Annotated in this window: 10 protein-coding genes and 1 pseudogene; 5 read left to right on the top strand and 6 right to left on the bottom strand. The window is 69.4% G+C overall.

The features are described from left to right. Positions 1 to 1,797: transposase (locus tag AB0K82_RS26685; protein WP_364401789.1), on the top strand; the 1,797-nt coding region annotated here is incomplete at its 5' end. Positions 1,798 to 1,963: 166 nt separating this feature from the next. Beyond that, positions 1,964 to 2,803, top strand: a complete 840-nt coding sequence (locus AB0K82_RS26680; protein WP_364401787.1) for an ankyrin repeat domain-containing protein — start codon at positions 1,964 to 1,966, stop codon at positions 2,801 to 2,803. Between the two features lie 149 nt (positions 2,804 to 2,952). Here AB0K82_RS26680 and AB0K82_RS26675 read toward each other — a convergent pair whose 3' ends face one another. Both AB0K82_RS26675 and AB0K82_RS26670 read right to left on the bottom strand, forming a co-directional pair. Beyond that, positions 2,953 to 3,945, bottom strand: a complete 993-nt coding sequence (locus AB0K82_RS26675; protein WP_364401785.1) for a hypothetical protein — start codon at positions 3,943 to 3,945, stop codon at positions 2,953 to 2,955. A 187-nt stretch (positions 3,946 to 4,132) separates the two neighbouring features. Further along, positions 4,133 to 4,474, bottom strand: a complete 342-nt coding sequence (locus tag AB0K82_RS26670; RefSeq protein ID WP_364401783.1) for a hypothetical protein — start codon at positions 4,472 to 4,474, stop codon at positions 4,133 to 4,135. Positions 4,475 to 4,761: 287 nt separating this feature from the next. Here AB0K82_RS26670 and AB0K82_RS26665 point away from each other — a divergent pair, with 287 nt between their 5' ends. Together AB0K82_RS26665 and AB0K82_RS26660 are read left to right on the top strand one after the other, a co-directional pair. Continuing rightward, complete coding sequence (locus tag AB0K82_RS26665) at positions 4,762 to 5,355, top strand: recombinase family protein (protein WP_364401780.1); 594 nt, start codon at positions 4,762 to 4,764, stop codon at positions 5,353 to 5,355. 63 nt (positions 5,356 to 5,418) lie between these two features. Further along, positions 5,419 to 5,910 (top strand): annotated as a pseudogene (locus tag AB0K82_RS26660) (hypothetical protein); the annotation flags it as partial. Here AB0K82_RS26660 and polX read toward each other — a convergent pair. The 4 genes from polX to AB0K82_RS26640 all read right to left on the bottom strand — a co-directional run bounded on the left by polX (position 5,861) and on the right by AB0K82_RS26640 (position 10,127). Next, the gene (gene polX, locus AB0K82_RS26655) at positions 5,861 to 7,573 is read right to left on the bottom strand and encodes a DNA polymerase/3'-5' exonuclease PolX (protein WP_364401777.1); all 1,713 of its coding nucleotides are present in this window, start codon (positions 7,571 to 7,573) and stop codon (positions 5,861 to 5,863) included. The pseudogene AB0K82_RS26660 and the gene polX overlap by 50 nt on opposite strands. Before the next feature lie 39 nt (positions 7,574 to 7,612). Next, entirely contained in the window at positions 7,613 to 9,094 is a 1,482-nt protein-coding gene (gene crtI / locus AB0K82_RS26650) for a phytoene desaturase family protein (protein WP_364401774.1), read from the bottom strand. 228 nt (positions 9,095 to 9,322) lie between these two features. After that, positions 9,323 to 9,448: a hypothetical protein gene (locus AB0K82_RS26645; protein WP_364401771.1), complete on the bottom strand. Its 126-nt coding sequence runs from the start codon at positions 9,446 to 9,448 to the stop codon at positions 9,323 to 9,325. 61 nt (positions 9,449 to 9,509) lie between these two features. Beyond that, complete coding sequence (locus AB0K82_RS26640; protein WP_364401769.1) at positions 9,510 to 10,127, bottom strand: GntR family transcriptional regulator; 618 nt, start codon at positions 10,125 to 10,127, stop codon at positions 9,510 to 9,512. Between the two features lie 144 nt (positions 10,128 to 10,271). Here AB0K82_RS26640 and pdhA point away from each other — a divergent pair, with 144 nt between their 5' ends. Next, on the top strand, positions 10,272 to 11,330 hold the full coding sequence (gene pdhA, locus AB0K82_RS26635; RefSeq protein WP_364401766.1) for a pyruvate dehydrogenase (acetyl-transferring) E1 component subunit alpha: 1,059 nt from the start codon (positions 10,272 to 10,274) through the stop codon (positions 11,328 to 11,330). Positions 11,331 to 11,335: the final 5 nt, after the last annotated feature.

The following is an 11,335-nucleotide window of genomic DNA, read 5'->3' as shown; positions in this document are numbered from 1 at the left end:
CACCGGCCGGTGCTGGAGGCACTCGAGCTGATCAAGCGGTACAAGGCCGAACACCCCGGCAACACCCGCTACTACGCCCGCGGCGAGCACGTCCCTATCGACGGGGTCATCCCCAAGGACCTGGTCGAGCTGCTGTACAAGACCGACAAACGCGGGCGGGCCCGGATCCAGCGGACGCGGACGGTGTATGAGTGCGGGGTGTTCCAGACCCTGCGCGACAAGCTGCGCTGTAAGGAGATCTGGGTGGTCGGCGCCGACAAGTGGCGCGACCCTGATCAGGACCTGCCGAACGACTTCGAGGCCCGGCGGGCCGAAAACTACGAGGCGCTGCGCAAGCCGCTGGATCCCAAGGTGTTCACCAATCAGATGCGCGAGGAGATGGCGGCCGCGCTCGCCGAGCTCAACGAGGAGCTGCCCAACCTGGATTGGATGGACATCAGCGAGCGGCCCAAGGCCGGCCCGATCACCCTCACCGACTTGGACCCCGTCCCCGAGCCGCGCAACCTGCGGCGGCTCAAGGCCGCAGTGAAGGACCGGTGGGGCACGGTCCCGCTGCTGGACATGCTGACCGAGACCGCGATGCGCACCGGCTGCCTGGATGTCTTCACCTCGATCGGCACCCGCAGCGACATCGAGGCCGGCAAGCTGTTCCAGCGGTTGTTGTTGCTGGTCTACGCCTACGGCACCAACACCGGGATCCGCACGGTGGCCGCCGGGGACCACGGCCACACCGAGGACGAGCTGCGCTACATCCGCCGCCGTTACCTCACCGTAGAGGCATGCCGGCAGGTCGCCCGCGTCATCGCCAACGCCACCTTCGCCGCCCGCCAGTCCTGGCTGTGGGGCGAGGGCAGCACGGCGGTGGCCTCGAACTCCACCCACTTCCGCGCGTGGGACCAGAACATCTTCACCGAATGGCATTCGCGATATCGGACGGGAAAACGCGGTGTCCTCATCTACTGGACGGTGGAGAAGGGCGGGGCGATGGCCGTGCACAGCCAGTTGCTGTCGTGTTCGGCCTCGGAGGTGCACGCCATGGTCGAGGGTGCGATGCGGCATGGCACCGACATGCGGGTCGAGTCGAACTATGTCGACTCCCATGGCCAGTCGTTCATCGGGTTCGGAATTACCAGGCTGTTGGGGTTCGACCTGCTGCCGCGGATCAAGCAGATCAACCGCTGCAAGCTTTACCTGCCCGAGCCGGGCGGCCTGGACCTGTACCCGCGGTTGCGGCCCGCCCTGACCAAGGCGATCCGCTGGGACCTGATCGAGAACAACTATGACCTGATGATGAAGTACGCCACCGCGATCCGGACCAACACCGCCTCGACCGAGGCCATCCTGCGGCGCTTCAACGCCGAAGTCACCCACCCCGCCTACGCCGCGATGCTGGAGGTCGGCCGCGCCCAACGAACGATCTTCATCGCCCGATATCTCCGAGACAGGGAGCTGCAACGCGAGATCAACGCCGGGCTGAACGTGGTGGAGAACTACAACGGCGTCAACGACTACATCTTCTTCGGTAAGAGCGGGGAACTGTCCTCTAACCGGCGCGAGGAACAAGAGATCTCCATGGTCTGCCTGCAGATCCTGCAATCAGCGCTCGGGTACATCAACACCCTCATGATCCAAGACACCCTTGCGCAGCCCGAATGGGCCGAAAGGCTCGGCGACGCCGACCGCCGCGGCCTGACCCCGCTGTTCACGGTCAACATGACCCCGTACGGAGACATCCAGCTCAACCTCAAGCGCCGCCTGGAGCTGACCGCCCAGCCATCGGAGGGATCTCAGCCATGAGCGAGCATCGCCCTGCCTGGATGGCGGGACAAGCGTCCCCATGGCGCGGCTCCGTGCAGTGCACCCTGACGGCCGCCTCAGCATCGCCCAGGTCGTAGCGGCACTCACTTATGACACAATCCTTGATCTTGACGAGATATCGGGCAGCAGAAGGCGAGGACGACACGTGACGGACATCGACGACGTCTCGCGGGCGGACGCCCTGCGGAACGCCGCGTACGTGGGGAATCTGACCGTCCTCAAGGAGCAGATAGCGGCCGGGGTTGATGTAAACGTCGCCGACGAGCGGGGCTGGACGGCGCTGCTGGTCGCGTCGCGCGAGGCGTTCCGAGACGGCGTCGAGGCGCTGCTCGCGGCGGGCGCGGATCCGGGGATCGCTCTGCCGGGCGGCTTCACCGCACTGCACCAGGTGATCCAGCACACCAAGGACCGGCCAGTGGCCTACGAGGTCACCGTGGTACGCGACGGCGTCGAGATGGTTCTCACCGGCCGCGACGAGATTCGCGCGGAGATCGGATCCCACCCGGACGACGAATACGATGACTGCGTCGCTATCGCGCGCATGCTGATCGACGGGGGGATCGACGTCGAACTGGCGACGTCCGAGGCGGGGCAGACCCCGTTGTCGCACGCCGCGTCGCGGGGCACCGCTGAGATCACCGAGCTGCTCATCGCGACGAAGCAGGTCGATCTCGACTCGCGCGACAAGGCCGGCGTCTCCCCGCTCCACTACGCCAGTCGCCACGGTCATATCGACCCGGTACGGCTGCTACTCGAGGCCGGAGCGAACCCGAACATCACAGAGAACTACGGGTTCACCCCGCTGCACGAAGCGGCGGAGAACGGCCACGCCGAGGTGACGCGTGCCCTGCTCACGGCGGGCGCGGACCCCGGGGGTGGCCTGGCGAAGCCGTTCGAGAGCTACCCGGTGAACGCCACACCGCTTGACATCGCGCGGATCAAAGGGCACCAGACGATCGTCGACCTGCTCGACCGCCGGGACTGATCGCCGCAACGGCGGCCTGACCCCGCTGTTCCACACCCACATGCCCCGTACGCAGACATCCACCTCAACCTCAAGCGCCGGCTGTTCGCCCCGCGCACCCAGTGAGGCCAGTTCACCGTAGCTGACTGCATTCCTGGGATCCGGATCGTTCAGGTACGGAGCACGCCCACTTGGGGGAGGTCGCGGTGTCGGTGGTGCGCGTCGGTGATCGCGGCGAGGTTGTGCCGGCCGAGAGCCCGATAAGCCGCAACGAGTAGCTCGTGTGCCTGACGCTCCCGTTCGGCGTCTCCCTCACTGGCCCAGTGCAGGTCACGCCCGAGAGTGAGGGCGCTGGCCGGATCCCCGGCAGCGCAGCGCTGCATGGCCTCGGTGACCCACGCGGCGACAGAACCAGGATCTCCGGTCAGCTGTTTGTGCAGGTTGGTGCACCAGTCGTAGCGGTCATAGGGACGTTGCCGCCCGCGCGGCACGACCGACTCACCGTCGGCCAGCGCCCCACCACCGTCCAGGGTCTCGAACCGGATCGGGTCGCCGTCCTCGAGTACCTCGTCCTCGTCCCGGTACGTCTCGTGGTAGGTCCTGCCCTCCTCGGGCCGGTCACCGGTCTCGAAGGTCACCAGAACCTCCCGCAGCGCCCGCAGCCTGAACCGCTCCTCTGCCAGATTCGCAGCGATCGGCTCGTCCTCGCCGGCCTCGCTGTCGAGGTGAGCTTGCCACCATTCGATCTGTTCGCGTACCGCCTCCAGCGGTGTGCCGGACGGCAGGCCGACGCCACCACCGTCGTTGTTGTAGTAGGACGCGACGCCGGTGCAGGTGCGGCCGTCGTCGTACCAAAGTCCGAAGTGCAGCCCATCGGTGCCGCCGTGCATGAAGGTCAAGAACTCGGGCGGATCCCGGTAGTAGCGGCCGTGCACCCGAACGTCGAGGCCCTCACGCGGCGGGCACGCAGGATCGTCGAACAGGTCCATGATCCCGTACGGTCGTAGTTCCGTGTCGTGGAGCGCGCGCTGTTCGACCGGCCCGAGTGACAGCAGGAACAGCCAATACCGGAAGATCGAGTCAGGCAGTTCGATGCCCCAGTCGTCGGCGAACCGCCGCTCAATCGCGGTGCGGTCCCGGGCCACCCGGGACTCGGCAGCCAACCGGGCCGTCGGATCCGACAGCTGATGAGTCGACCGCCAGACGGCATAGTCCCGCCGTTCGGCTGCCCCACGAGCGGCACACCGCCGCTCGCCTGCCAGCTCGCTCCGGCTGGCCGGCCTCGTCCCGAAGATGGCATGCTCAAGTTTCTCCTCGGGCGTCAACTCGGACCAGGGATCGTCGGTGGGGTTACGATCGGCGTCTCTCGGCCACAAAGCCCGGAAACCAGAAGTCGTCATCGCCATACACCACTGCGGCGGCATCGGCCGGAAGCAACGGGACAACCTCCCGGTCGAATCGCGCCAAAGCGGCCGACCGGAGCCGACTCACCCGCTCGTCCACAAGTGAGGCGTGGCGGCAGTACGCGTCCCATTCCCCGGCCAGGTCCTCTTCGGCCTCATCGACCAGTTCGTAGAAAAACGCCAGCTTCTCCACGTCGGCCAACCTGTTGTGGTCATTATCGACCTCCGCTCGGAGAGTGGAGGTCACTTCCTCGTCCGACTTGCCCTTGAACCAACCGGGTAGTTCCACGCGGCGAGCCTACTGTCAGCGGTCTGGCCCTTGAGACGACTGGCAGATCGTCTCGATCTCGGTGGTGCCTCTCGCGTGGCATAGCCCCCTCGGCGTCGGTGCCGCGATGGCCCAGCCTAGGAGAATTGGCGCAGCCGGGCCTGGCCCTTGTACGCCTGGGGTCTATCGCAAACGTTCGTTCGCGTTACACCACGCGGCGATGAACGTTTCCCCAGGACAGATGTGTAAAGATTCCCGTGTACGCGCCTACGTCACGCTGCCGGGCCTTCGCGTTACACTCGCGGGCCATGCGGATCGGCTACGCCCGGGTCTCCACCCGCGACCAACACCCCGAAGCCCAACACGACGCCCTCACGGCCGCCGGCTGCGAGCACATCTTCATCGACAAGACCTCCGGCAAACTCGCCCGCCGCCCGGAACTGGACAAGGCACTGCTCGTCGCCCGCACCGGCGACCAACTCGTCGTCACCAAACTCGACCGGCTCGGCCGCTCCCTCGAACACCTCATCGCACTGTCGAAGGAGCTGCACGAGCGCGGCGTGGACCTGGTGGTGCTCGACCAGGGCATCGACACCTCCACCGCCATCGGGCGGATGTTCTTCCAGATCCTCGGCGCCATCGCCGAGTTCGAACACGCACTGATGTCCGAACGGACACTTGATGGACTGGAGGCCGCACGGGCCCGCGGGCGTACCGGCGGCCAGAAACCCAAGCTCGGCCCCCGCCAGGTCACGCTGGCCCGGCAGATGTACGACGAAGTCGGCCCAGACGGCAAACGCCGCTACACCGTCCAGCAGATCGCCGACGAGTTCGGCGTCACCCGGCCCACCATCTACCGGCACCTCGACACCACCACACCCACAGCAAAGCCGACATCCTGACCTACCTCGAAAAATGCCTCAGATGGCGGCTGGTGGTAGCTCCCTTACCGACAGGCCGATTGGGACGAGAACGCGGCCGGTGTCGTCGCCCAACTGCGCGCCGAGGTGGACGCCGACGCAGGCGACGCCCGCCTGCGGGCGCTCGTCGGCGAGCTCTCACGGACGAGCGAACGCTTCCGGGCGCTCTGGGCCCGGCATGACGTACGCCGCGGTACGAGCGGGACGGGCCTCATCCGCCATCCGAGGGTCGGCGATCTGCGTCTCCGGCGTGAGAAGCTGGCCGTCACGGGCACGGACGGACTACTGCTGGTGATCTATCACGCCGACCCCGGCACCCCCTCCGCCGAAGCCCTCGCGCGGCTCGCCTCGCTCGTCCGCACCGGCTCCCCCGGACCGCCGAATCCGACCGCCGGTAGCCGCCTCGTACGGCGCGGAGCAGGTCCGTCCGTGACGGCCGTCCCCGCCGGGGGCCGGTCCGGCGCGGAGGTGGCGGTGCGCTCGGGGTTCAGTCGCCTCGGAGGTAGGCGCGCAGGCGGTCGAGCGGCCAGGTGCTGACGACGTCGTCCGGGGTGAGCCAGCCGCGCTGCGCGATGCCGACGGCGTACCGGAGGTTGTCGAAGTGCCCTGGGGCGTGCGCGTCACTGTCGATCGCGAACTTCACGCCGTGCCGCCGGGCGTGCCGGATCAGGTCGGCGGGCAGGTCGAGCCGGTCGGGGAAGGCGTCGATCTCCAGGATCGTCCGGGCCTTCGCGCACGCGGCGAACACGGCCTCCCAGTCGGCGTCGACGGGGGCGCGGCGGCCGATGCTGCGGGCGGTGGGGTGACCGATGATGTGCACGTGCGGGTTCTCGACCGCGCGGACGAGCCGGCGGGTCATCGCCGCCCGGTCCTGGGTGAAGTGGGAGTGCACGGACGCGACGCACACGTCGAAGCCCGCGAGGAACTCGGCCGGCCAGTCCACCTCGCCGTCGGGGTCGATGTTCAGCTCGGTGCCGTGCAGCAGCGCCATGTCCGGGTACCGCTCCTGCAGGGCGTGGACGGCCTCGCGCTGGGCGAGCATCTTCTCGTCCGTCATGCGCTGCATGAAGAGGTTCGGCGCGTGGTCGGTGATCGCGTAGTACTCGTTGCCGCGCGCGGCCGCGGCGGCGACCATGTCCTCCAGCGAGGCGATTCCGTCGGTCAGGTCGGTGTGGGTGTGCAGGTCGCCGCGCAGGTCGGCGAGCTCGACGAGACGGGGCAGCTCTCCGCGCAGGGCCGCCTCGATCTCGCCCTCGTCCTCGCGCAGGGGCGGCGGGATCCATGGAAGCCCGAGCCGGGCGTAGACGTCCTCCTCGGTGGCGGAGACGATGAGCTCGCCGGTCTCGACCGAGAACAGGCCGTACTCCGACAGCTTCAGCCCGGCCCGTACGGCGATCTCGCGGGTGCGGACGTTGTGCGCCTTGGACCCGGTGAAGTACTGCAGCGCGGCGCCCCAGGACTCCGGTGGCACGACCCGGAGGTCGACCTGGATCCCCTTGGCCGTACGGACGGACGTCTTCGTCTCGCCGCTGCCGATCACCTCGGTGACGAGCGGGAGCGCGGTGAACGCCGCCATGAGCGGACCGGAGTCGTCCGCGGTGGCGAGGATGTCGATGTCACCGACGGTCTCGCGGCACCGCCGCAGCGACCCGGCGACCGCGCACCGGCCGGCGAGCGGGGACAGCTCGGCGACGATCTCCGCGGCGAGCTCGGTGGCGACGTCGATGAGCGCCCGCTCCCCCTGGCTCCGCAGCAGCTCGATGCCGTGGAGGATGTTCTCCTCGGTCTTGGCGCCGAAGCCCTTCAGCCCGGTCAGCCGACCGGCCGGGATCGCCTCGGCGAGTTGCTCGACCGAGGAGATCCCGAGCTCCTCGTAGAGCACCATCGCCTTCTTCGGCCCGAGGGTCGGGATGGCGGTGAGGGCCCGCACCCCGGCGGGGATGCGCTCGCGCAGCGCCTCGAGCTGCCGGATCGTGCCGGTCTGCTGGTAGTCGAGGATCTTCTTGGCGATCGCCTCGCCGACGTTCGGGATCTTGCGCAGCCCCTTCGGGTCGAGCACCGTGACGTCGTCGGGGTGGCCGCCGATGGCCCGCGCGGCCTTCTCGTAGGCGCGCACCTTGTACGCCGCCTCACCGGTGATCGACAGCAGGTCGGCGAACTCCTGGAACAGAGCCGCGACGTCATCGTTAGGGCGCCCCATGGACCCGATGTTAGGCGGGGGCTCCGACAAACGCTCCGGTCACCGGACACGCCTGGGGCCGGTGACGCGTTCGGCGGCCAACCGGCCGGACACCAGCACCATGGGCACGCCGACCCCCGGCTGCGTGCCCGAACCGACGAACACCACGTTCTCCAGCCGCGGCGCGAGGTTCGCGGGGCGCCATGGCCCCGTCTGGCCGACCGTGTGCGCCAGCGCGAACGGGGTGCCGGCCGCCATTCCCGCCGCAGCCCAGTCCGACGGCAGGACGACGTTGCGCACCGTGGTCGCTCCGGACAGGCCGTGGTAGCCGCGTCGCTCCAGCGTGTCGATCAGGTCCTCGACATAGCCCGGTCCGGTGCGGCGCCAGTCGATGCCGGCGGTGAGGTTGGGCGCCGGGGCCAGCACGTAGAGGCCCCGCGCTCCGGGCGGCGCCATGGCCGGCTCGGTGATGCTCGGGTTGCACACCAGCAGCGACGGGTCGCTCATCGTACGGCCGTGCCGGGTGATCTCGTCGAACGTCGCGCGCCATCGCCGGCCGAAATGAATGTTGTGGTGGGCGAGGTGCGGGTAGCCGGCGGTGACGCCGAGGTGCAGCAGCACGCAGGACGGTGAGTATCGCAGCCGTCTGCGCAGTGGCCGTTCCAGCAACTCGGCGGCGGCCACCGGAAGGTCCGGGTTGAGGACCACCACGTCGGCGGGCAGCCGGGTACCGTCGGCCAGGCGTACCGCGCGGGCGCGGCCGTGGACCAGGTCGACGCCGGCGACCTCGTGGTCATAGCGGATGTCGACGCCGTGCTTGACGGCCACGGCGGCGAGCGCCCGGGCGACCGCGTGCATGCCGCCGCGCGGATAGTAGACGCCGGCCACGGTGTCCAGATAGGAGATCAGCGCGTACAGGGCGCGGGCCCGGTGCGGCGGCACTCCGGCGTAGAGCGCCTGGAAGGAGAACACCCGCCGGGTGCGCGGATCGGCGAAGAAGGTGCCGACCCGCCGGGACAACCGGCCGAACCCGCCGGACGCGGTGAGGCGCGCCAGGCTCGGGCCGGCGAGGTCGAGCGGGCCGTCGAGGTTGCGGTCGATGAAGGCGTCCCAGCAGATGTCATAGAGCCGGCTCGCGTAGTCGACGAACCTCAGGAACCCCTCGGCCTCCCGCAGGCCGCACAGCCGTCCGATCTCGGCGGCGGTGTCGGTCGTGGTGGCCCGCACGTCGAGGGTCGACCCGTCCGGGAAGTGCGCCCGGTAGGCCGGGTCCAGCCGCACCAGGTCCACCCAGTCGGCCGACCGCTCCCCGACCGCCGCCATCGTACGGTCCAGCAGTTCGGGCATCGTCAGCACGGTCGGCCCCGTGTCGAACCGGAAGTCCCCGTCCCGGCGTTCCCCGCAGCGCCCGCCCGGTGCGCTCGTCCGCTCCAGCACGGTGACATCACGCCCGGCGGCGACCAGATGGATCGCGCAGGCCAGGCCGCCCAGCCCCGCGCCGACGACGATCACCTTGTCCGTCGGTCCGGCCACCGTCCTCATCGCGCCCTCCCGCCCCCCGGGATGCGTCCCCCCGCACCGCACCGCGTCACCGGGCGCGGTGCGGTTTTGACATCGATTTTGGAGTCGGCATGCGCCGGCGGCCCCGGCGCGACGCGGTCAGGCGGCCTCGAGCCCCAGGTCCGGGCCTAACGCCTCGTAGTGGATGCGATCCGCCGGCCCACCGCGGTCCAGAAGCTGGGACCGGCTCACGATCTTGGCCACGTGGCTTTACGGCGCGGCGACGGCCTCGGCGACCTCACGCGCGGTCGGCGTCCGTCCCTCGTCCGCCACGGCCGGCACGGCCGGCAGCATGGCGACCCGCAGCGCCAGGTCGGTGAATTTCGTCAGCCGCATGAGACCAGGATTACTCGCATCCCTAATGCGGCTTTCGGTGTCGGCGACCCGGCCTCTCGCGTCATGGGGCGTAGCTCATGACGTGGGCGTGGACCATACGGCCGACGGCCGGGTCGCACCGGCGGAACGCCTCGGTGATGTGGGTGTGCTCGGCGGCCTTGCCGCAGAGCTCGGTGCCCCGCCGCCGCAGGGACAGGGCCGTCCACACCTCGATGCCCAGCGACTGCCACACCGACCGCAGCAGGCGGTTGCCGGACGCCTCGACGATCTCGCGGTGGAAGGCGATGCTGTGCCGCATCTCCTCGTCCGGGTCGGTGGCGGCGGCCAGACGCGCGATGTGGGCCTCGAGCGCCTCGACCCGGCCGGCCATCCGGTGCACGGCGAGGTCGGCGGCGGTCTCCTCCAGGCCCGCGCGGACCGGGAAGACCTCCGCGAGGTCCTCGTCTGTGAAATCGCGCACTCTCGCGCCCCGGTTGGGCAGCGTCTCGATCAGACGGAGCGCCTCGAGGTGCCGGAGCGCCTCCCGGACGGGCGCCTGGCTGACGCCGAGCTCGGCCGCGATGCGGCGTTCGACGATACGCTCGCCGGGGGCCCAGCGGCCCGAGGTGATGCCGTCGATCAGGACCTGGCGGATCTGGTCGCCGAGGCCGGTGCGCACCAGCGGGGCAGACGCGTTCATGTTACTCAATGGTAGCCGCCCCCTACGTGGTAAAACCCTTCTTATCGCTGATCTATGATCGATCATAGATAATCGCCTCCTGATTGTATGGGCGCGCCTCATGGGAACCCCATCGAAGCGCCCGGACACGAAGGGAAGACCTCGATGGGTGACACCAAGACGAGGACCCCGGCACGACGGGCCAAGACCCGAGCGGCACAGCCCGAGCCGGAGACGCTTGTCGCGTACTACCGGCAGATGCTGCTGATCCGCAGGTTCGAAGAGCGCGCGGCCCGGGCCTACACCGAGGCCAAGATCGGTGGCTACTGTCACCTGAATCTCGGTGAGGAGGCGACGGTCACCGGGCTGATGGCCGCGCTGGAGCCTCGTGACTACCTGTTCACGAACTACCGGGAGCACGGCTACGCCCTCGCCCGCGGCATCGACGCCCGCCGGGTCATGGCCGAGCTGTACGGCCGGAGCACGGGCGTCTCCAAGGGCTGGGGCGGCTCGATGCACATGTTCGACCTGGAGTCGCGGCTGCTCGGCGGGTACGGCATCGTCGGCGGCCAGCTCCCCCTTGCCACGGGCGCGGCGCTCGCCGTGTCCTACAAGGGCGGCGACGAGGTCGTCATGTGCCAGATGGGCGACGGCACGACCAACATCGGCGCGTTCCACGAGTCGCTGAACATGGCCGCCCTCTGGGACCTGCCGGTCGTCTTCGTCGTCGTCAACAACGGCCTGGGCATGGGCACCACGGTCGAGAACTCCTCGGCCGAGCCGGAGCTGTACCGCCGGGCCGCGGCGTACCGCATGGAGGGCGCCCGCGTCGACGGCACCGACGTCGTCGCCGTACGGGAGGCCGCGCGGGCGGCGGTCGAGCGGGCCCGGGCCGAGAAGAAGCCGTTCCTGCTGGAGACGACGAGCCCGCGCCTGCGCGGCCACTCGGTCGTCGACCCGGCCCGCTACCGCACGGCGGAGGAGAAGGACGCGCTCAAGGCCGCCGACCCGCTCGCCCACTTCGGGCTCGCGCTGGAGGAGGCCGGCGTCCTGGACGCGGAGGCGCGCGAGAAGCTGGACGCCGAGGTCAAGGCCGAGGTCGACGACGCGGCCGCGTTCGCCGACGACAGTCCGCACCCGGACGTGTCCACGCTGTTCGACTACACCTACGCCACGCCCGTACGTGGCGAGTCCCGCCGCCTGCCGGCCGACCCGGTCTTCTGAGGAGA

Origin of the sequence: Actinoallomurus sp. NPDC052274 (assembly GCF_040679475.1) — a bacterium.
Taxonomy (GTDB): Bacteria; Actinomycetota; Actinomycetes; order Streptosporangiales; family Streptosporangiaceae; genus Actinoallomurus; species Actinoallomurus liliacearum.
The sequence above is the reverse complement of the archived record's forward strand: the minus strand, read 5'-3'. Positions and strand labels throughout refer to the sequence as shown.